Source organism: Streptomyces sp. NPDC027663 (assembly GCF_055566415.1).
In genome coordinates this window covers 138,269-159,479 of sequence record NZ_JBVHSK010000009.1, presented here as the reverse complement: position 1 = coordinate 159,479, position 21,211 = coordinate 138,269, and the positions used below count along the sequence as shown (strand labels likewise).

17 protein-coding genes are annotated in these 21,211 nt (G+C 72.4%); 10 read left to right on the top strand and 7 right to left on the bottom strand.

All coding sequences use genetic code 11. The features are described from left to right. Positions 1-3 precede the first annotated feature (3 nt). Both ACZ4SF_RS23960 and ACZ4SF_RS23955 read right to left on the bottom strand, forming a co-directional pair. Complete coding sequence (locus ACZ4SF_RS23960) at positions 4-474, bottom strand: roadblock/LC7 domain-containing protein (protein ID WP_468387826.1); 471 nt, start codon at positions 472-474, stop codon at positions 4-6. Then, the gene (locus ACZ4SF_RS23955; RefSeq protein WP_468387824.1) at positions 471-3,251 is read right to left on the bottom strand and encodes an ATP-binding protein; all 2,781 of its coding nucleotides are present in this window, start codon (positions 3,249-3,251) and stop codon (positions 471-473) included. The genes ACZ4SF_RS23960 and ACZ4SF_RS23955 overlap by 4 nt, the downstream gene beginning before the upstream one ends. Before the next feature lie 358 nt (positions 3,252-3,609). Here ACZ4SF_RS23955 and ACZ4SF_RS23950 point away from each other — a divergent pair, with 358 nt between their 5' ends. Then, the gene (locus ACZ4SF_RS23950; RefSeq protein WP_468387822.1) at positions 3,610-4,572 is read left to right on the top strand and encodes an ABC transporter substrate-binding protein; all 963 of its coding nucleotides are present in this window, start codon (positions 3,610-3,612) and stop codon (positions 4,570-4,572) included. Between the two features lie 192 nt (positions 4,573-4,764). On the opposite strand, the gene ACZ4SF_RS23945 is transcribed toward ACZ4SF_RS23950, so the two are convergent. Beyond that, positions 4,765-5,214 (bottom strand): DUF6114 domain-containing protein, encoded by a 450-nt coding sequence (locus tag ACZ4SF_RS23945; RefSeq protein WP_468387820.1) that lies wholly within the window; start codon positions 5,212-5,214, stop codon positions 4,765-4,767. Positions 5,215-5,219: 5 nt separating this feature from the next. After that, on the bottom strand, positions 5,220-5,915 hold the full coding sequence (locus ACZ4SF_RS23940; protein ID WP_468388082.1) for a DUF6230 family protein: 696 nt from the start codon (positions 5,913-5,915) through the stop codon (positions 5,220-5,222). A 694-nt stretch (positions 5,916-6,609) separates the two neighbouring features. On the opposite strand from ACZ4SF_RS23940, the gene ACZ4SF_RS23935 reads away from it, so the two are divergent. After that, the gene (locus ACZ4SF_RS23935) at positions 6,610-7,260 is read left to right on the top strand and encodes a Tat pathway signal sequence domain protein (protein ID WP_468387818.1); all 651 of its coding nucleotides are present in this window, start codon (positions 6,610-6,612) and stop codon (positions 7,258-7,260) included. Positions 7,261-7,279: 19 nt separating this feature from the next. Here ACZ4SF_RS23935 and ACZ4SF_RS23930 read toward each other — a convergent pair whose 3' ends face one another. Then, positions 7,280-8,206, bottom strand: coding sequence for a lytic polysaccharide monooxygenase (locus ACZ4SF_RS23930; RefSeq protein ID WP_468387816.1), 927 nt, complete (start codon positions 8,204-8,206; stop codon positions 7,280-7,282). Between the two features lie 427 nt (positions 8,207-8,633). Here ACZ4SF_RS23930 and ACZ4SF_RS23925 point away from each other — a divergent pair, with 427 nt between their 5' ends. Further along, positions 8,634-9,281: a ScbR family autoregulator-binding transcription factor gene (locus ACZ4SF_RS23925; protein ID WP_468387814.1), complete on the top strand. Its 648-nt coding sequence runs from the start codon at positions 8,634-8,636 to the stop codon at positions 9,279-9,281. Between the two features lie 22 nt (positions 9,282-9,303). After that, a complete protein-coding gene (locus ACZ4SF_RS23920) occupies positions 9,304-10,503 on the top strand; it encodes a damage-control phosphatase ARMT1 family protein (protein ID WP_468387812.1) in 1,200 nt (399 codons plus the stop codon). Here ACZ4SF_RS23920 and ACZ4SF_RS23915 read toward each other — a convergent pair. After that, entirely contained in the window at positions 10,480-11,754 is a 1,275-nt protein-coding gene (locus tag ACZ4SF_RS23915; RefSeq protein ID WP_468387810.1) for a cytochrome P450, read from the bottom strand. The two genes, ACZ4SF_RS23920 and ACZ4SF_RS23915, sit on opposite strands and share 24 nt — an antisense overlap. 152 nt (positions 11,755-11,906) lie before the next feature. Between ACZ4SF_RS23915 and cyc2 the strand changes: the two genes are divergently transcribed. Continuing rightward, positions 11,907-14,069 (top strand): germacradienol/geosmin synthase Cyc2, encoded by a 2,163-nt coding sequence (gene cyc2, locus ACZ4SF_RS23910; RefSeq protein ID WP_468387808.1) that lies wholly within the window; start codon positions 11,907-11,909, stop codon positions 14,067-14,069. Between the two features lie 290 nt (positions 14,070-14,359). Continuing rightward, entirely contained in the window at positions 14,360-16,204 is a 1,845-nt protein-coding gene (phsA, locus tag ACZ4SF_RS23905) for an O-aminophenol oxidase PhsA (protein WP_468387806.1), read from the top strand. 12 nt (positions 16,205-16,216) lie between these two features. Here phsA and ACZ4SF_RS23900 read toward each other — a convergent pair whose 3' ends face one another. Beyond that, positions 16,217-16,939, bottom strand: coding sequence for a CTP synthase C-terminal region-related (seleno)protein (locus tag ACZ4SF_RS23900; RefSeq protein WP_468387804.1), 723 nt, complete (start codon positions 16,937-16,939; stop codon positions 16,217-16,219). Positions 16,940-17,032: 93 nt separating this feature from the next. Between ACZ4SF_RS23900 and ACZ4SF_RS23895 the strand changes: the two genes are divergently transcribed. The 4 genes from ACZ4SF_RS23895 to ACZ4SF_RS23880 all read left to right on the top strand — a co-directional run bounded on the left by ACZ4SF_RS23895 (position 17,033) and on the right by ACZ4SF_RS23880 (position 21,156). Further along, the gene (locus tag ACZ4SF_RS23895; protein WP_468388080.1) at positions 17,033-17,899 is read left to right on the top strand and encodes a LysR family transcriptional regulator; all 867 of its coding nucleotides are present in this window, start codon (positions 17,033-17,035) and stop codon (positions 17,897-17,899) included. Positions 17,900-18,250: 351 nt separating this feature from the next. Continuing rightward, on the top strand, positions 18,251-18,820 hold the full coding sequence (locus ACZ4SF_RS23890) for a PDZ domain-containing protein (protein WP_468387802.1): 570 nt from the start codon (positions 18,251-18,253) through the stop codon (positions 18,818-18,820). 219 nt (positions 18,821-19,039) lie between these two features. Further along, positions 19,040-20,167, top strand: a complete 1,128-nt coding sequence (locus tag ACZ4SF_RS23885) for an aminopeptidase P family protein (RefSeq protein WP_468387800.1) — start codon at positions 19,040-19,042, stop codon at positions 20,165-20,167. A 53-nt stretch (positions 20,168-20,220) separates the two neighbouring features. Next, positions 20,221-21,156 carry an aminoglycoside phosphotransferase family protein gene (locus ACZ4SF_RS23880; protein ID WP_468387798.1) on the top strand — a complete coding sequence of 312 codons (936 nt, stop codon included), beginning with the start codon at positions 20,221-20,223 and terminating at the stop codon, positions 21,154-21,156. Positions 21,157-21,211: the final 55 nt, after the last annotated feature.

The window sequence follows — 21,211 nt, the reverse complement described above, 5'->3', positions numbered from 1 at the left end:
TCCTCAGCCGGCCGCCGCCGCGCCCACGCTGTTCTTCAGCTCCAGCACGAGCTGCGGGCTCAGCGCGGCACCGGCGCGGTTGGCGAACACCGTCATCTCGTAGGCGATGTTGCCGAGTTTGGCCTCCTTGCCGGTGACGACGCCGAGGACGGCGCCGCTGCCGATCGCGGAGACCAGGACGTGGCCGCCCTCCAGGTCGATGATGACCTTGTTCAGCCCGCCCAGGCCGTAGTTGCCGGAGGCGCCCGCGGCCAGGCTGGTGATACCGGAGACGATCGCCGCGAGCCGCTCGGAGTCGGCGTGCTCGCGCAGCTGCGACACCGCGATCAGCAGGCCGTCGGACGACACGGCGATCGCGTCGACGACGCCCGCGGTCTCGGTCGCGAAGCGGTTCAGCAGCCAGGTGAAGTCGGCCGCGGCTGCCTGCAGTTCGGTCGGCGTGGTGCCGGAGGTGTCCCCTGTCGACGTGCTCACTGCTCGGCTCCTTCCGGAAGCTGGGTCTGATCGTGCGGGGTCGGGACGGGCGCGGGGTGCGCGGGGTCGGACGCGGGGCTCGTGGGGGCTGCGGGCTGTGGGGGGCCGGTGGCGGATGCGTCGGCCGGGTGGGGCGGGTGTGCCGGCGTGGCGGTGGGGTGCGGGTGCGTGACCGTCGCGCTGTCGTCCGGGCGTGGTGTTTTCGGTGCCGTGGCGGTGTCGTCCGGGCGCGGTGCTTCCGTTGCCGTGACTGTGTCGGCCGGGTGGGATGGCGCCGTTGCCGTTGCCGTTGCCGTTGCCGTTGCCGGGATCGTCGGGCGGGGGAAGGTGCCGGTGTCGCTGTCCCGGTGGGCGCGTTCCACTGCCTCCTCGAACTCCTCCAGCGTGCTGCGGACGGCCTCCGCGTCCAGCTGGGGCGGGGCGGTCTGCGGCGCTGCCGGCGCGGCGCCGGCGGTCGTGCGCAGCGTCGCTCCGCGGACGCGGCGGCGCAGCGGGCGGGAGCCGGCCGATTCCGGGGCGGCCGTCGCGGCGGGCGGTGTGCCGGTGGTCTGCGAGGCGCGGCGGGGGATCCGGCGGGGGAGCGGACCGGCGTGTTCGGCGCGGGCGGACTCGTCCGGGGCGCTGCCGTCGGTCACGGCCTTGTCCTGGGCGGCGTACGGCGCCGACGGGGTGCTGCCGTCGGTCATCGCCTTGTCGTGGGCGGTGTCCGGTGCCGACGGTGGTGCCCCCAGGGCTCGCACCGGCCCCCTCACGCCCGCCCCCGCCGGCGGGGGCGGCGCCTTGCCGGGTGTGCTCGCCACGGCCCGCGGCGCCCCCGCGCTCGGCGTCAGCAGCAGTGCGGCCGGCAGGGTCACCTCGGCCGTCACACCGCCACCCGGCGTTCGGGTCAGCTCGACGCCGATGTCCCAGCGGCGGGCCAGCGCACCCACCACGAACAGGCCCAGCACCTTCGTCGGCACGAGGTCCAGCCGTTCCCGGCGGATCAGCCGGGCGTTCTCCTCGGCGAGCCGCCCGGCGCTCATGCCGAGGCCGTGGTCGGTGACGACGACGTGGGCTCCGTCGGGGCCGGAGCCCACGGTCACCTCCACCGGGCTGCCCTCGGGTGAGAACGACACCGCGTTCTCCAGGAGTTCGGCGATCATCAGCGTGAGGTCACCGATGATGTCCGGCTCGACCATGGCGTCCGGGGCGGCGTACAGCCGTACCCGCTGATAGCCCTCGATCTGCCCGAGCGCGGCCCGTACGACGTTGGACAGCGCCGTCGGCCCCGCGTCCAGCGCGGTCTCGCGGATACCGGCGAGCAGCATCAGGCTGTCGGCGTTGCGGCGCAGTCGTACGGCGATGTGGTCGATGGAGTACAGCCGCTCCAGCAGGGCCGGGTCGGTCTCGCCGCGCTCCACCGCGTCGATCAGGGCGAGCTGCCGGCTGGTCAGGTTGCTGACCCGGCGGCCCACGTTGCCGAACATCTCGGCGGTGTTGCGGCGGCTGAGCACCTGGCGTTCCAGCAGTGCGGCGGCGGTGGTCTGCACCCGGTTGAACGCCTCGGCCAGGTCGCCGATCTCGTCGCGTGCCGTGACCGGCATGTCCCGCAGCCGCGGCGGCCGGTCGTCCTCGGCGTCGTCGTCGGCGACCCGGGCCAGTTCGCGCCCCGCCACCTCGGCGACCTCCTGCGCGGCGCCGGTGAGCGCCTGGACGGGCCGGATCACGGAGCGGCGTACCAGCACCGCGAAGGCGATCCACAGGGCGAAGGCGATCAGCGCGCCGCTCAGCAGCAGGGCGGCCCGCCACCGGGCGGAGACGGCCGCGTCGTCGGCCCGGTCGGCGATCTGCCCGATCAGGACGGTGGTGATCTTCAGCCGGGCAGCGGCCTGTTCGGGGTAGGCGGGGTAGTCCGTCAGGGCGTCTTGGACCGCCCGCCGGATCCCCTCCGTGCCTGACGCCTGCAACATGCCCGCGTCGACCCGCAGTTCGGCGTAGGCCCCGGCGATCTCGCGCTGCGCCGGGCTGTGTTCGATGCCGGTGAGGCGCTCGGCCTGTGCCTCGGTGGCGAACCGGGTGAAGCGCTGGGCCTGATGGGTGTAGACCTCGTGGGCGCCGACCCCGCTGGTGAATTCGATCGGCGCGTTGGTGTCACCCGTGGTGGCGGCGAACACGTTGGTCTCGAAGGCGCCGTGGGCGGCGTCCGCCCGCAGCAGGGAGTCCAGCAGGTCGCCGGTGAAGGTGGCGGCGAGGTCGGCGTTCCGGTCGAGGCCGAGGCCGTCGATCAGGCCCTGGGCGGCGCCCGCGTAGGCCGGGTCGATGCTGTCGGCCGGCAGGTACGCCTCCTCCACCGAGGTGCGCAGGCTGGTGAGGCCCTCGATCCCGCGCAGGGCCTGCGCCTCGGGTTGCGGCAGCCGGCCGCCGAAGGCCTCCCGCACCGTGCCCACCTGTGCGTCGACCGCTTTCTGGGCTGTGCGGTAGGCGGCCGTGGACGGCTTCGCGTACCCGGACTCGTAGCGCGCGGAGAGCAGGATGGCCTGCTGGTGCTCGGCCTCCACCCGGTCCACCAGCCGCGCCACCTGGGCGCTGTCCCGTACCAGCCGGGCGGCGGAGTCCGCGTCGGCCGACTGCCGCACCTGGTCGGTGAAGAGGTATGCCAGCAGGCCGGCGATCACTGCGAGAGGGATGCCGACGAGCAGGTTGAGCTTGCGCCGGAAGGGCCAGCGGTCGGCGAAGGCCCGCAGGCCGCCGGGCGCGGGGGCGGGCCGGGCGGGCGCGTCCACTTCCTCCGTGGACACCGGGCCTCCTTCGTGGGTGTCTTGCCCGGGGGAGCCGTCACCCCGGAGCAGGGGGGCGCCGTCACCTCCGGAGCTGAGGGCCTCGTGGCCCGTGACACAGGGGCGCCGACGCCCCCGGAACGCCGTGTCACGACACCGGGAAAGCCTGTGTCACGACATCGAGGCAGGCCCCGCGCACCACCGTGGTGGATACCGACCGCCCCGAGACTACAGGCCCGTTGAGGGAGCGTTCAGAGCGCCTTTCATCAAGAATGAGTTACAAAGCGAGCGCGCTCCGTGCACAACTGGCCACAGAACGAGGCCAATCGGTGATCTGTGGCACTTGACTGACCGAGAACCGGCTGGATTGGATCGACGCGTGACTTCCACGACCCACATCAGCAGGTCCATCCGAACGAGCCGAGGCGCGGCGGTGGTCGCCCTCGCGGCGGCGACGGCTCTGCTGGCGGGCTGTGCCTCCAAGGACGACACGGCCGGCAACCCCCTCACTGACGAAGGCAAGGCGAGCGGCGACAGCGTGGTCGTCGGGTCCAACAACTTCCCCGAGAGCACCCTGCTCGCGGACATCTACGGCGAGGCCCTGAAAGCCAAGGGCATCAAGGTCACGTACAAGCCGAACATCGGCAGCCGCGAGACCACCTACGGGCTGATCAAGAACGGCACCATCTCGGTGCTGCCCGAGTACAACGGCGCACTGCTGGCCTACCTCCACCAGAAGGCGGTCCCGAAGTCCGTCGAGGAGACCACGGCCGCCCTCAAGTCCAGGCTCGACCCCAAGCTCACGCTGCTGGACCCCGCGGCGGCGCAGACCAAGGACTCGGTCACGGTGAACGCGAGCACCGCGCAGAAGTACCACCTCACCGAGAAGTCCTCCATCGCCGACCTGAAGGACGCCGCCAAGGACCTGGTCATCGGCGCCTCGCCGGAGTTCCAGGCCCGGCAGCAGGGCCTGGTGGGCCTGAAGTCCGTCTACGGCCTGGAGTTCAAGTCCTTCAAGGCGCTGGACGCGGGCGGCCCGCTGACGCTGGCGGCGCTCAAGAAGGACGCCGTCCAGGTCGCGGACATCTTCACCACGGACCCGAACATCTCCAAGGAGAAGTTCGTCGTCCTGCAGGACCCGAAGAACCTCTTCGGCTTCGAGAACGTCCAGCCGCTCGTCCACAAGGGCTCGCTGTCGAAGGAGGGTGCCGACGCGCTCGACGCGGTCTCGGCGAAGCTCGACACGGCGACCCTGCAGGACCTGGACACCCAGGTGCAGGCGGAGAACAAGGATCCGCTGGACGTCGCCAAGGCCTGGCTGAAGTCCGCCGGTCTCGCCTGACGCCCCACCGCCCGGAACGGCCGTGGACGTGACGACGCGGGTGCCCTGGAGCCCGGGGCACCCGCGTCGTCCTCGCGGTCGTCGAGCACGCCCCCGTCCTCGCTCGCCTCAGGTCCGGTGGACACAGCCGGAACACGGCGATGACGCGACGGGAGCAAGACGACAGTGGCGACCGTTCAGGCGTTCCCCGCCTCAGGCCGTCCCCTCCGCGCCCTCCGGCGCCAAGGCTGCCGCGGCCCTCGCCTGCTTGCGGCGCCTGCGGCGGCTGATGCGGGGCTCCTGGTCGGGGAGCCAGCCGAAGGTCAGGCAACTGCCGGTGGCGCCGAGCAGGAGGCCGAGGAAGAAGCCGCCCAGGTTCGAGGTGAGCCAGGTGCCCAGCGACAGCAGGATGCCGGTGATGGAGTAGAACAGCCGCTGGGACGGGTTGAACAGGATCAGCAGGCCCAGCAGCACCATCAGGGTCGGCAGCAGATAGCCGGCCAGGCCCTGCATGCCGATGTGCATCACGACCTTCAGCGAGGCCTTCTCGGTGAGCAGGATCTCGCCGCCGCCGAGGGCGAGCAGCAGCCCGCCCCAGAACGGCCGGCGGGCCCGCCATCCGCGGAAGGCGAGCCTCGGCCCCAGACGTGGACGGTCCGGCACGGCGATCAGCAACCCGACTCGCTGAACCGGAGCTTGAGCCCCGGCAGTTTGAACACACCGGCGGTGGTCGCGTAGTTGGTCTGCCGGAGGTGGGCGATGCGCACGGTGTCGGCCTGCTGGCTGAAGACACCGATCGGGCCCTTCACGCCCGCCTTGGTCAGCGTGCTGGCGTCGTTTCCGATCTCGATGTTGTTGAACGCCGCGTCACCGGACAACTCGGTGGAATCGGTGGTCAGATCGCTCGCGGTGACCTTCTCCGACCCGCTGCCCGCGCTGATCAGCAGGTTGGTGCCGCCGAGGTCGACGCTCTGGCACAGCTTGGTCAGCGTGGCGTTCTTGATCGCGGAGGTGACGACGAGCACCTGACCGCCGGTATCACCGGCGTTCGGGCTGCCCTCCGCCATGTTGTCGAGGCTGCCGAACTGCTCGAACCCGGTGCCGTTGAGTTCCGTCGCGGTGACCGTGAACGGCATGCCGGAGATCGCGAACTGCACCCCGAGCGCCCCCTGTGCGGTGAGGACCGCGAGGGTGGCGGCGACCAGCGTGGCGGGTACCGCCATCACCGTGGCCCGGCGCGCCCGGACGCGTCCCCGTCTCCCGGCGCCGGCGGTTGCGGCGGCGTTCGGGGCTTCGGACGGTGAACCGCTTTCCGGGTTCTCGGGGGTGTTGCCGACGGACGGGACGTCCGGGGACGAGGCCATGTCTGCTCCCATGGGCATGGATCAATGCGAGGTGGGCTTCAGTGGCGCGGTGTCCTGGCGCGGACAGCAGCTGCCGTGTACGCCTCCTCGCAACTCCCGGCGGATGCAAGGGCTTTCTCGTTACGCGGCAGTAGCCTTCGAGGAAGTTACCGCCGGTTACTTTGAAGGGTCAAGGGAAATGTGAAAAAAGGGTGCCGGATGTGCGCGGACGGTCTTCGCCCGCATCAACTGACCTTGTACTCCTTGACGTTGACGTGCAGTCAGGTCTACAACTTGCCCTGTTTCCGCGGATCCGTGGCGCCGGATCCCGCAAGCGGCACCGTCATGGACTCCCGGCACGGCACCGGTCGGTTTCCCCGGCCGGCACCGGTCGCGTGCCCGGCCGCAATCCCGGCCCCCGCGGCAAGCGCTCCACCTCTTCAGCACCTTCCGCGCGGCTCCGGCACGGTCGCTTCCCCCGGCCGTTCCGTGTCATGCCGTCCCGTGCCCGGCCCGGCCGGAGGCCTTCCCCCGAGGTCTTCGGCCGGTGTCCGGTCCGCCGCCGTCGCCGGTCCGTCGCGTACGGAGAAGGCGCAACGGCCCTGCGCCGGCGGCATCGCCGCACCACCGTCCCGGCACTCCCACCGCACACCAGGCACCCACACCCCCCCACCCCACCTCATCTGATCCCCCACTTCGGAAAAGAGGCACCCGCATGCGTACTCGCACGCTCCTCGCCGCCGCCGGCACCGCCACGGCGCTCGTCCTCACCTGGGCCGGCCCGGCCTCCGCGGCCGACGCGGTCCTCACCACCGGCAGTACCGGTGGCACCGCGGTCGGCGTCGGTGACACCCTCACCGCGCCGCTGGCCTCCGGCACGACCGCGAACTTCTACTCCAGCGCGACCGGCACCAGCGGCGTCAAGTGCACGTCCTCCCGGTTCACCGCCAGCGTCACCGGCAACCCCGCGGCCCCGGGCACGGCCACCGAGTCCGTCACCGCGCACACCTTCGACAGCAGCACGTGCACCAGCAACGTCACCGGAGTCCTCGGGGTCAACGGCATCACCATCGACAACCTGCCCTACTCCGCGACGGTGGCCTCCGACGGCACCCTGTCCGTCCAGCCCGCGAGCGGTTCCGTCGTCCAGGCCACGGTCAAGCTGCGCACCCTGCTGGGCAGCGTCACCTGCGTCTACCAGGCGGCCGGTCTGACCGGGAAGGCCGACAACGCCGACAACAGCATCACCTTCACCAACCAGCAGTTCAGCAAGAGCTCGGGCTCGTCGCTGTGCTTCGCCAACGGCTACTTCACGGCCAAGTACGCCCCCGTGACCGACGCGGGCGCCCCGGTCTACGTCAACTGATCCGGAAGGAAGGAAAGGTTCAGCGTCGTCGCAGTCGCACGGCGAGGGCGGCGCCCCCGGTGAGCAGCAGCACCGCGGCGGCGCCGCCCGCCAGCAGCGGCGCCGAGGGCCCCGAGCCACCGTGCGTGGCCTCGGCCACCGGTGCTCCGTCACGGGTGGTGTCCTCGGGCGAGGCGGCATCGCGCCGCGCTGCGGGAGTCGGGCCCCCCGCCGGTGACCCCGCCGGCGACGCGGGCGGCGGGCTCGGCGACGCCGATTCCGCAGCCGCCGGTTTCGTGCCCCCAGCCGTACCGGCGGCCTTTCCGCGTTCCGGGAAGACCACGTCGGAACACGAGTAGTAGGTGTCCGGCGTACTGCTGTTCTGCCAGATGGTGTAGAGCATCTGACGACCCGTCCGGTCCTTCGGAAGCGTTGCGCCGATGCGGTAGACGCCGTCGCGCAGCGGCGGGTCCGTGATCTCGGCGAAGGGCCGCTGCGGGAGGTCGTCCCAGGCCAGCGGTTTCGCCGGGTCGTAGCCGGGCTTGGTCAGATACAGCTTGAACGTGCCCGTGTGCGCGATGGTCGACGCGTACGTCAGCGTGAGCCGGCCGCCCGGCGCCAGCCGTGTCGCGGGCCAGTCCGCCCGAGCCAGGTCGAGGCCCCGGTACGCCGGAAGGTTCCCGCTGCACAGTCTGCCGTCCGGGATCACCTGCCGGTCGCGGCCTGCGACGCCCGCCACCCGCAGGTTGTCCCAGGCGGTGAACGGAGCGCCGTTCGCGGCGACGGCGGCCCTGCAGGCCGCGGACCGGGCGGCGGAACCACCCTCAGGGGAGCAGGCGTAGACCCGGCTGACCGGGTCCGTGGGGGCGCCGTGGGCCTGGGCGGACCCCGCCGTCCACGGCAGGAGCAGGAGCGGCGCCGCAGCAGCGGCCGTCCTGACGCTCAGTCGGGCGGTCATCCGAGTCATCCGGGACGTCTCCTCGGCAGGCGCGGGAACGGGGTCTGCGCAGTCCAGTACGGTCCGCGCGCCCGTCGCGTTCAGGCCGACCGGCGCACGGAAGCGGCCCCGGGGGCGTGAAGGCACCGACTCGTTCGGCTGTTTTGCGCCTGCTTCCGGACACCGTTGAGGAGCCGCCCAAAGGCCTCGTATGGTGGCGATCATTGTGCCGGCCGAGGGCCGCCGGACGTCGTCGTCGGCGTAGGGGTGAGCCGTTCTGGTCTCGTATGTTCACGGACCCGTCGGGGATTCGTCCCGGTGCAGGGTCGAGGACCAGGTGGGTCCCGTCGCGACCTGGAGACTCCGGAAGCCCGCTGCCGCTCGGTGAGTTATCGTATGCAGGGGGTTAAAACAAACCGCATGTCCCGTTCGCACACACTGCAGGAAGGGTCCCATCATGGCGAGGCAGTTACGTGCCGAGCAGACCCGGGCAACGATCATCACGGCCGCCGCCGACCTGTTCGACCGGCAAGGCTACGAGTCCACCAGCCTGAGCGACATCGTCGCACACGCGAAGGTCACCAAGGGCGCACTGTACTTCCACTTCGCCGCCAAGGAAGACCTGGCTCACGCCATCCTGGAACTCCAGGCCAGGGCCGCTCGAAAGCTGGTCGTCGATGTGGAGGGCCGTGGCTGCTCCTCGCTGGAGTCCCTGATGCGCACCACGTTCGGGCTCGCCCGGCTCGCCGTGGAGGACCCGGTGCCGCGCGCCGGTCTCCGCCTCGCCGCTGCGGACATCGCCGTACGGCCGCCGCTGCGGCACCCGTTCACCGAGTGGCTGGACTTCGCGACCCGCAAGTTCAGCGGAGCCGTCAGGGAGGCCGATGTGCACGGTGACCTCGACGCCGGCGCCGTCGCCCACTCCCTCGTCTGCTTCTTCATCGGCACCCGCGTCGCCGGCCGCTCGCTCGAACCCGCCGGAAGGCTGCCGCGCAGAGTCGCCGAGATGTGGCACCTGATGATCCGCGGACTCGTCCCGGTGCACCGCCGCCCGCGGTACGTCAGTCTCGCCACGCAGCTGGAGCGGGAGACCAGGACCGCCTGACCCGAGAGATACGGTGACGGACATGCCCGATACCCCCTTGGCACCCGTGATCCTCGGCAACGAGCCCGGTTCCTTCCCGCACAGCGTGCTGGCCGAACGGCACCCCGCGATCATCCGGCAGGTGCGGGACGCCTTCCCGTACGGGCCCGGGCAGCACAAGGCGCTGGACGAACTGCTGGAGAGCTGCACCGGGGGAACGGTCGAGCCGCTGCCCGCCGGCGCCCCGGACGGGGAGCTGTGGCATGCGTGGGGACTGACCGGGTATGCCGGACAGTCCTGGTACGACGTGCCGTGGCTGTGGTCCGAGAGCTGGTTCTACCGTCGGCTGCTCGAGGCCGTCGGCTGGTTCGGTCCCGGCCCCTGGCAGGGCATCGACCCCTTCCGCCCCTTCAAACGCGCAGAACTGGACGCCCTGGAGACCGACGAGGAACTGGCGGCCCTGGACGGCCTGCAGAAGCTGCCGGAGCAGGAGCGGGCGCACGCCCTGCTGCACGGCTCGCTGTGGGGCAACCGGGCCGACCTCGGCTTCCGGCTCTCCGCCGCGGGCGCCGTGGCCCGGGACCCGGCCCCCGCGCTGGTCGCCGACGACAGCGAAACCCTGTGGTCACTGCTGCCGCCCGCCGGAAAGGGCACGCTGGTGCTGGTCGCGGACAACGCGGGCCGCGAACTCGTCCCCGACCTCCTGCTGATCGCCCACCTCCTTGCCGAGGGCCGTGCCGCCCGGGCCGTGCTGCACGTCAAGCCGTACCCCTACTACGTGTCCGACGCCACCACCGCCGACGTGGTCGACGCCCTGCACCGGCTGCACAGCGCGCCGGGCGCGGCCGGCGAGTACGGGCGCACGCTGTGGGCCGCGATGGCCGACGGCCGGCTCACCGTCCGCGCCCACCCCTTCTCCAGCGCCCCGCTGCCGTACTCGGCGATGCCGGACGACCTGCGCGCCGAGTTCGCGGCGGCCACGCTGACCGTCGTCAAGGGAGATCTCAACTACCGCCGCCTGGTGGGCGACCGGCTCTGGCCGCCGACCACCCCCTTCCGGCGTACGACGGCGTACTTCCCCGGCCCGGTCGCCGCCCTGCGCACCCTCAAGTCCGATGTGATCACCGGCCTGTCCGCCGCCACCGAGACCGCGCTGGTGGCGGCCGAGGGCCGGCGCTGGCGCACGAGCGGCACCCATGCGCTGATTCAGGTCGACCCGTCAGGTGACGGTCAGCGGCAATGACTTGAGGCCGTTGATGAAGTTCGACACCAGCCGTCCGGCCGGTCCGGCGAGGCGCAGCGGTCCGGGCAGGACGCGCAGCACCTCCTCGTGGAGCAGCCGCAGCTGCAGCCGGGCGAAGTGGGCGCCCAGGCACACATGGGGGCCGTTCCCGAAGGAGACGTGCGGATTGGGGGAGCGGGCCGGATCGAGCCGGTCGGGCTCGGCGAACACCCGCTCGTCCCGGTTGGCCGAGGCGTGGAACACCACGACCTTGTCGCCCGTCCGGATCCGGCGCCCGGCCAGCTCGGTGTCCCGCGCGGCAGTACGGCGGAAGGACAGCACGGGCGGATGCCACCGCAGCAACTCCTCGACGACGCAGGAGACATCGGCCTTCCCGGCACGCAGTGCCTCGTAGGCCGCCGGATGCTCCGCCAGCGCCAGCAGCCCGCCCGGGGCCGCACTGCGCACGGTGTCGTTGCCGGCGACGGTGAGCAGGAAGAAGAACATCTCCAGTTCGGGGCCGTCGAGTTCGCGGTCGTGGGCCAGCGAGGTCATGACGTCGTCCGCGGGAGACCGCCGCTTGTGTCCGGCCAGCTCGCGGGCGTACGCGAACATGTCCCGCAGCATCGCCGGTGACCGCGGATTCACCGGTCTGCCCTCCCCGTCCCGTACGGGGGTACCGGCCTCGTCCGGGTCCTGGTAGCCGATGACCCGCTGCGTCCAGTGCAGCAGCAGCCGCCGGTCGCTCTCCGGGACACCCAGCAGATCCGCCAGGTTGAGCAGGGCGTACTCGTCGGTGACGGAGGCCACCAGGTCGACCGTCCCGTCCCCCTCCCGCGCCTCCTCCAGAGCGTTCGCGAGCAGCGTGCGCGCCCGCTCCCGGGCGGCCTCCGCGAAGCGGTCCACCCGCCCCGGCGTGAAGGCGCGGCTCACCAGGCGCCGCAGACGGCCGTGTCCCGGCGGGTCCTGATTGAGCATCATCCGCCGGATGAACGGCAGATCCTCCGGGTCCGGGTCCCGGATCTGGGTCGCGCCGGCGTACGAGGAGTACGTCGTCGCGTCCCTGAGCACGTGCAGGACGTCCGCGTGCCGGGTCACCGCCCAGAACCCGGGTCCGGCCGGCCAGCCCAGCACCTCCGGCTCCTCCTGCCAGGCCACCGGGTGGTGGTCGCGCAGAACGCGGTAGTCGTCGTAGGGCACCCCGTCGGCGTACCTGCGCGGATCGAAGACGTCCGGCACCGGCACCCCTCGGGGCAGCACGAAGGAGGTCATGCGCCTACCGTGGCCCGCGCGCGGGGGTGCGGCAAGGGCTCGAACGCCACGCCCGCCCGCCGGAGTTCCCGGTTTCCCCGGCGTTTCACGCGATGGTGTGATCATGTGCCGCCGGGCGGATGCGGGTTCCGGGCCGCGGGTAGGGCCCGGCCATGACGCAGCCGTTCGAACTCCCGCACTTCTACATGCCGTATCCCGCGCGGCTCAACCCGCATCTGGACGAGGCCCGCGCCCACTCGATCCGGTGGGCCCGCGAGATGGGCATGCTGGAGGGCTCCGGCATCTGGGAACAGGCCGACCTGGAGGCGCACGACTACGGACTCCTGTGCTCCTACACCCATCCCGACTGCGACGGACCCGCCCTCTCGCTGATCACCGACTGGTACGTGTGGGTGTTCTTCTTCGACGACCACTTCCTCGACATGTTCAAGCGCACCCCCGACCGCGCGGCCGGAAAGGCCCATCTGGACCGGCTGCCGCTGTTCATGCCGCTCGACCTCGCGACTGCCGTCCCGGAACCGGAGAACCCGGTGGAGGCGGGCCTGAAGGACCTGTGGGCGCGGACGGTGCCGTCGATGTCCCTCGACTGGCGCCGCCGCTTCTCCGTGGCCACCGAGCATCTGCTCAACGAGTCCATGTGGGAGCTGTCCAACATCCACGAAGGGCGCATCGCCAACCCCGTGGAGTACATCGAGATGCGCCGCAAGGTGGGCGGCGCGCCCTGGTCGGCGGGGCTCGTGGAGTACGCGACCGCCGAGGTGCCCACCGCCGTCGCCGGCACCCGGCCGCTGCGCGTCCTCATGGAGACGTTCTCCGACGCCGTCCACCTGCGCAACGACCTGTTCTCCTACCAGCGCGAGGTCGAGGACGAGGGCGAGAACAGCAACGGCGTGCTCGTCCTGGAGAAGTTCTTCGGCTGCACCACCCAGGAGGCCGCCGACACCGTCAACGACGTCCTCACCTCCCGGCTCCACCAGTTCGAGCACACCGCGCTCACCGAAGTCCCCGCCGTCTGCCTGGAGAAGGGCCTCACACCCGTCGAGGCCGCCGCGATCGCCGCCTACACCAAGGGGCTCCAGGACTGGCAGTCCGGCGGCCACGAGTGGCACATGCGCTCCAGCCGCTACATGAACAAGGGCGCGCGGTCCGACTCGCCCTGGCAGCTGACGAGCGGACCCGGCATCTCCGCCGCCGACGTCGGCGCGCTCCTCGCATCGGCCGCCCGGGAGCGCCTGCGCGCCCACTCCCACGTGCCCTGCCAGAAGGTCGGACCCGCCCGCATTCCCGACCTGTACATGCCCTTCGAACTGCAGCTCAGCCCGCACCTGGACGAGTCCCGCGGCCGCCTCGCCGACTGGTGCCACCGCACGGGCATCCTGCAGGAGGGCGTCTGGGACGAGGACAAGCTCGCCGCCTACGACCTCGCCCTGTGCGCCGCCGGCCTGGACCCGGACGCCACCCCCGAGGCCCTCGACCTCAGCGCGCAGTGGCTCGCCTGGGGCACCTACGGCGACGACTACTACCCCTTGGTGTACGGCCACCGCCGGGACCTCGCCGCCGCCCGGCTGACCACGGCCCGCCTCTCGCAGTGCATGCCCGTGGAGGGCGAACCGGCCCTGGTCCCCGGCGACGCCATGGAGCGGGCACTGCTCGACCTGTGGGTCCGCACCACGGCCGAGATGACCCCCGACCAGCGACGCACCCTCAAGGCCTCGGTGGACGCCATGACCGAGAGCTGGGTCTGGGAACTCTCCAACCAGCTGCAGAACCGCGTCCCGGACCCGGTCGACTACCTGGAGATGCGGCGCGCCACCTTCGGCTCCGACCTCACCCTGAGCCTGTGCCGGATGGGCCACGGCCCCGCGATCCCCGCCGAGGTGTACGCCTGCGGGCCGGTGCGCTCCCTGGAGAACGCCGCCATCGACTACGCATGCCTCCTCAACGACGTCTTCTCGTACCAGAAGGAGATCGAGTACGAGGGCGAGATCCACAACGCCGTCCTGGTCGTGCAGAACTTCTTCGGAGTGGACTACCCGGCCGCGCTCGGTGTCGTCCACGATCTGATGACCCAGCGCATGCAGCAGTTCGAGCATGTGATCGCCCACGAACTGCCGGTGGTGTGCCAGGACTTCGACCTGTCCGCGGAGGCCCGTACAGCCATGGACGCCTATGTGCAGGACCTGAAGAACTGGCTGGCCGGCATCCTCCACTGGCACCGGGAGGTCGACCGCTACAAGGCCGAGTGGCTCGGCCGCCGCTCCCACGGCTTCCTGCCCGGCCGCACGCCCGCCCTGCCGGCGCTGAGCTTCGGCTGACGGTCTCGGAATCTTTTCGTACCGGAACAGGGCATTCAGGGAACTACGGTGAGCCACCGGGAGTCTTGCGGAACAAGGGGAACGACGAACTGCTGAACACAGGGGGGTGTTCGACCTTGACCGAGACGATCGAGGGGCTCACGGGACAGACCGCGCGGGAGCGGACTCCGGCGCAGGGGCCGCCGGCGGAAGGAACTCCGGCGGAAGGAACTCCGACGGAAGGAACTCCGGGCGAAGGAAGCCTGGCGGAGGGAAGTTCGGCGGAGCGGATTCCGGCGGAGCGGGTCCCGGTGACGGCGAGCGAACTGACGCCGTATGTCATGCCGTTGACCGTCCCGCCCGTCCTGAGGCCCGCCGCGGGCGACGTCCTGCGCGAGACCGAGATCGCCCTGCGCCCCACCTGGGTGCGCCTGCACCCGCAGCTCCCGCCGACCCTGATGTGGGGGTACGACGGACATGTGCCGGGTCCCACCATCGAGGTGCGGCGTGGGCAGCGCGTCCGCATCGCCTGGACCAACCGCATCCCGAAGGAGAGCGAGTACCCGGTCACCTCGGTGGAGGTGCCGCTGCGCACGGACGGCCGCCCGCAGGCCACCACCGAGCCCGGCCGCGAGGGAGCCGAGCCGAACAAGGACGTGGCCGCCCTGCCCGCCTGGTCGGTGACCCATCTGCACGGCGCCCAGACGGGCGGCGGCAACGACGGCTGGGCGGACAACGCGGTCGGTCACGGCGACGCCCAGCTGGCCGAGTACCCGAACGACCACCAGGCGGTGCAGTGGTGGTACCACGACCACGCGATGAACATCACCCGCTGGAACGTGATGACGGGCCTGTACGGCACCTATCTCGTCCGTGACGAGGAGGAGGACGCCCTCCACCTGCCCTGCGGCGAGCGGGAGATCCCGCTGCTCATCGCCGACCGCAATCTCGACACCGACGAGGACGGCCGTCTCAACGGCCGGCTGCTGCACAAGACGCTGATCGTGCAGCAGCGCAACCCGGAGACCGGGAAGCCGGTCTCCATCCCGTTCACCGGCCCCTACACCACGGTCAACGGCCGCATCTGGCCGTACGCCGACGTGGACCCGGCCTGGTACCGCTTCCGGCTGGTCAACGCCTCCAACGCGCGCATCTTCGACTTCGTCCTGGTCGACGAGGACGGCGAGCCGGTGCCGGGGATCGTCCACCAGATCGGCAGCGACGGCGGCCTGCTGCCCCGCCCGGTGCCGGTCGACTTCGACGCCGACCTGCCCGCCCTCACCGCCGCGCCGGCCGAGCGCTTCGACCTGCTGGTCGACTTCCGCGACCTGGCCGGCCGGACCCTCCGGCTGGTGAACAAGGGCCGCAACCAGCCCGCGGGTGTCCCCGACCCGGCCGGCGACGTGCCGTATCCGGCCGTCCTGGAGTTCCGGGTCGGTGATGCGTGCGAGCAGGACACCTTCGAACTGCCCGAGGTGCTCTCCGGCTCGTTCCGCCGCCTCACCCACGACATCCCGCACGGCCACCGCATGATCCTGCTCACCCCGCCCGCCACCAAGGGCGGCGGAGGCCACCCGGAGATCTGGGAGATGACCGAGGTCCAGGACGCCTCCGGCCTCCGGCTCCCGGCCGAGGGCATCGTCCAGATCACCGGACGCGACGGCACCACGAAGACGTACCGGCGCACGGCGCGCACCTTCAACGACGGGCTCGGCTTCACGATCGGCGAGGGCAGCCACGAGCAGTGGAGCTTCCTCAACCTCGCGCCGATCGTGCACCCCATGCACATCCACCTGGCCGACTTCCAGCTGCTGGGCCGGGACGCCTACGACGTCTCCGGTTTCGACCCGGCGGTGGGCGGCACCCGCACCCCGATCCGGTACGACGCGGGGACGGTCGTACCGCTCGCGCCCAACGAGCGCGGACACAAGGACGTCTTCCGTGTGCCGGGGAGCCAGCTGCTGCGGGTCATGGGCCGCTTCGACGGCGCGTACGGCCGGTTCATGTACCACTGCCATCTGCTGGAGCACGAGGACATGGGCATGATGCGGCCCTTCGTCGTCATGCCGCCCGAAGCCCTGAAGTTCGACCACGGCGGGGCGCACGGCGGCCACGGCGGAGCGCACGGCGGCCACGGCGAGGGCCACACGGGCTGAGGCGGGCGACCGTCACACCGGCCGGCCGAGCCGGGAACCCGCGTGCTCGACCGCGGCTCGCGCCAGCGCCCGGATCATCGGGTGCGGGTGCGAGCCGTCGCCGGCCAGCTCCGGCTGGAACAGCGACGCCAGGAAGAAGGGATGACCCGGCAGTTCGGCCATCCGGACGTGACCGTCCTCGTCGTGCCCGGAGAACCGCAGGCCGTGGGCGCGGAGCGTGTCGAGGTGGCGGGAGGGGCCGTAGGCGCAGAAGTACCGCTCGACCGTGCGCGCCGAGCCGAAAACGGACGCGGCCAGTGTGTCCGGCTCGACCGTCACCGTGGCTTCGTGGCCCACCAGCGAGCAGGCCAGCGGCTCGATCAACGGGTCCGCGGCGTCCGGGTCGTTCTCGGCGTGCGCAACCCCGGTCAGTCCGCACACGTGCCGGGCGTACTCCAGCAGCGCGTGCTGGAAGCCGCCGCACGTGCCCAGGAACGGGATGCCCTCCTCGCGCGCGGTGCGGACCGCCGCGAGGACTCCCGCCTCGCTGCGGTACGGGCTGCCCGGCAGCACCCACACGGCGTCGAACCCCCGCACCGCGCCCTCGGCCCCGGCGTCCTGCGAGGAGATCCAGTACGCGTCCAGGACCAGCCGGTCGCGGGCGGCCAGGGCCTCCAGCAGAAGCGGGATCCGGGTGTGCGAGACGACGTGGGAAGAGCGGTCGCCGACGAGGGCGAGAGTGGCGGTGTGCGTCATGGGCATCATCCTCCGGGCGGCGGCCCGTTCACGTCCAACGATGATTCATGCATGCTCGATAAGCATTGCTGATGGAGTGGGATGCTGCTCCGCATGGACCCGCATCTGCTGCGCACCTACGTCACCGTGGCGCGCCTCGCCTCCTTCTCGGAGGCCGCGCGCGAGCTGGGCTACACCCAGTCCGCGGTCTCCCAGCACATCGCCGCCCTCGAACAGGACCTGGGCGCGGCTCTGCTGACCCGCAGGCCGGTCACGCCCACCACGGCGGGCGAGCGGCTCCTGGAGCACGCGGCCCCGCTGCTGCTGCGCCTGGACGCGGCCCGCGCCGACGTCGTCCGCATGGCCGGTGCGCCCCGGTACGGGCTGACCCTCGCCACCACACCGACGGCGCTCGGCGCCGCCGTCCTGGGTGCGCTCCCGCCGGCCGGCGTGACCCTGCGCGTCCTCGCCCGCGAGGAGGTTCCCGCCGCCGTCGCCACCGGCACCGCCGACCTCGGCCTCGTCGACGGGCTGGCCGCGCCGAGTGATCCGCTCCGGCTGCCCGACGTGGCACCGCTGACCGCGCACGGCGTCGCCGAGGAGCCGGTGAGCGTGCTGATGCCGGCCGGGCACCCCCTCGCCGGCCGCCCCGGCCTGCGCCTCGGCGACCTGCGGGACGCCCGCTGGCTCGATGCCCCCGACGCGGCGCTCCCGCTCGCCCAGCTGCGCGCCGCGACCGCCGGCGGCGCCTTCCGGGCCGCCCTGCGCTATGAGGGCACCGACCTGCGCACGCTCACCGCACTCACGGCAGCCGGCCACGGCCTCACCCTGCTGCCCAGCACGACGGCCACGGGCATCCCCGGCACGGCCGCCGTACCCCTCACCGCCCCGCGCGTCGTCCATCGCACGGAACTCCTGCACGGCGGAAGTCCGGGGGATGCGGCGGGGGAGGTGATGCGGCGGCTGGTGGGCGGCAGGTGAACGAGCCGCTGCTGCCGGCAGCGGCGGGTCGCCTAGGGCGCGGAGGGCGCTGTCCCCGCGGAACGCGACCCGGGTGGCCCTTCGGCATGCATGCGGGCCTGTTCCCCGCACGGCTCTGCGTACGCCGCGACTCCGGTCCGGCCGGTGCCGCCGGTGCCGGGCGCCGGGTCCGCGGGCGAGTGGCTGTCCCTCCCGTCGCCGCCGGAGCACGGGCGCAGTGACCCCGCGGGAGACCGTGCACCGCCTCGGCGGCCATGGCTACCCTTCGCCACCCTCCGGCCAGTCTCACTCGTTCGTGTCTCGTCGCGGCCCACCGTCCCGGGTAGAGCACCAGCCGGAGGCGAGCGAACCATGGAACAGACTGCGTTGCGTCCCAAGCCGATGCCCGGTCAGGACCGGGGGCGGGAGGGCGGCGGCCCGTCCGCCCCGCCCAAGCGACCGCATGCCGCTCGCCGGCGCGGACGGCGGCTGCGGACCCTGCTGTTCGGCCTGTGCACCGGCATCGTGCTGGTGCTCTGCGGCGTGGGGCTCGGCACGGTCGGCGCCACGGTCATCGGCATGAGCAGGCTCGCCGAGCTGCAGGGCCACGCCCCACCGCCCGCCCCGTCGGCCGAGGCCACCCCGCCGGCCGCGCCGAGCCCCGCCGCCGCCCCGCCCGGCGCCACCCTCGGTGTGGAGGCGGCGGACGCCGAGAAGGCGGGCGCGCTGGTGATGGGCGTGCATGTGCCCGGCCCCGGCTACTCCGCGGGACTGGTCCGCGGGGACGTCGTGCTCCAGTTCGGCTCGGCCCGCGTCGACACCGCCGCCGACCTCGCCCGAGCGGTCGTCCGGGCCCGCCCGGGCAAGGCGGTGCTCCTCACCGTGCGCCACGCCAGCGGCGGTTTCCAGCAGTTGCCGGTGGTCCCCGGTGTGGTGACCTGACCGACCAGGAACCCCGCCGGTGGCACCCGCCTCGTACACGCCGGGAAACCCGCTGGTCACCCTCCGTCCCACACGACATCATGGGCCCATGGCCAGCACCCATGCCGCGCGTCCCGGGACACCGGTTCCCGAGACCGGCTCGCGTGGCCCTGCCCGGGCGGGCAGGATGCTGCCCGAGACGCCGTCGCCCCGTTTCCTCACCCGCGCCCGGAGGCCCGGATGACCGGTACCACGCCCGCGCCCTTCACCGCCGCCGACTACCGGTCCCGCCTGGAGCGTGCCACGCGGTCCGCCGCCGACGCCGGCCTCGCGGGGCTGCTCGTGGCCCCGGGACCGGACATGGTGTGGCTCACCGGCTACTCGCCCACCGCGGTCACCGAACGGCTCACCGTGCTGGTCCTCGCCCCCGGCCGGGAACCGGTGCTCGTCGTGCCCACCCTCGAGGCGCCGGACGCCGAGGACGCGGCCGGCGCCGCCGCGCTGACCCTGCGCGACTGGACCGACGGCAAGGACCCCTACGCCGTCACCGCCGCCCTGCTCGACGACCGCGGCCGGTTCGGCATCAGCGACAACACCTGGGCGATGCACCTGCTCGGTCTCCAACGCGCCCTGCCCGGCACCTCCTACGCCTGCCTCACCGACGCCCTGCCCATGCTGCGCGCCGTCAAGGACGCGGCCGAGCTGGAACTCCTGGCAGCCGCCGCGGCGGCTGCCGATGCAACGTTCGAGGAGATCCGGAAGGTTCCCTTCGCCGGCCGCCGCGAGTCCGACGTCGGCCACGACCTCGCCGGTCTGCTGCGCCGTTTCGGCCACTCCCAGGTGGACTTCACCATCGTCGGCTCCGGCCCCAACGGCGCCAACCCGCACCACGAGGTCGGCGACCGCGTCATCCAGCGGGGCGACATGGTCGTCCTGGACTTCGGCGGCCTGAAGGACGGCTACGGCTCCGACACCACCCGCACGGTCCACGTCGGCGAGCCCACCGAGGAGGAGCGCCGGGTCCACGACGTCGTGCGCGCCGCCCAGGAGGCCGGCTGCCGGGCCGTACGCCCGGGTGCGGCCTGCCAGGAGGTGGACCGCGCCGCCCGCGAGGTGATCACCGACGCGGGGTACGGCGAGTACTTCATCCACCGCACCGGACACGGCATCGGCGTCACCACGCACGAGCCGCCGTACATGATCGAGGGCGAGGAGCAGCCCCTCGTGCCCGGCATGTGCTTCTCCGTGGAGCCCGGCATCTACCTGCCCGGCCGCTTCGGGGTGCGTATCGAGGACATCGTCACGGTCACCGAGGACGGCGGGCGCCGCCTCAACAACACCACCCGTGAGATGGTCATAGTGGACTGACAGGCTCGAAGGGGACCCATTCTCGAAGACACCGGAACGGCGACGCACACCTCATGACCCAGGCACCGACACCCACCGCGGACGGCGTCCGCAGACTGGTCCGTTCGCTGCTCAAGGAGGGCGACGACGGCTCCGAGGGCCCCGACGTGCGGCCCGTGACGGAGGACCGCGAGCACACCTGGTGGATCGGCGGCCGCCATGTGCTGCGCCTCGCACCCGACCGTGAGGCCTCCGCCCGCCGCCGCCGGGAACTGCGCCTGCGCGACCTGATCCGCCCGCACCTGCCCGTCACCGTCCCGGTCAGCATCGCGCACGGCGACTGGGCGCCCGGCCTCGCCTACACCCTCGACACCAGGGTGCCCGGCGGCACGGCCGACGAGCACGACGTCTCCGCCGTCGGCGAGGCCGACCTCGCCGGGCTGCTCACCGGGCTGCGCGCGGTGCCGGCCCGCCAGGCGGAGGCGCTCGGTGTGCCCCGCACCGCACCGCGCTCGCTGGAGGCGCTGCGCCGGATGGCCGTGCACGCCGCGGAACGGCTCGCCGCCGCCGACGAGTTCGACGCCGCCCGGCTGCACCAGCTGACCCCGCCCGGCGCGGCCCAGCTCGCCGCGCAGCCCGGCACCGCCGTCCTCACCCATCACGGGCTGACCGGCGCACACGTGGTGGTCAGCGCCGACGGACGCGTGCGCGGCATCCTGGACTGGACCGCCGCGGTCCTCGGCGACCCCGCCGAGGACATCGCCGGGCTCGCCCTGGCCGTCGGCTCCCCGGCCGCCGTCCGCGCCGCCACCCTCGCCGGCTACGGCGCCCGCCCCTGCCTGCGCGGCCTGTGGCTCGCCCGCTGCGACACCGTCATCCGCCTCACCGACCACCTGGAGGGCCGCACCGCGGGCTCGCTGTCCCTGCTGCGGACCCAGCTGCGACGCGTCTGGGAGCCGATCCTGCTGGAGCGGGTCACCGACTTCAAGGACGACGGGACGGAGTCCTGAGCCGTCCTCAGCGGGTCACCGACTTCAAGGATGGCGAGATGGAGTCCCGAGCTGT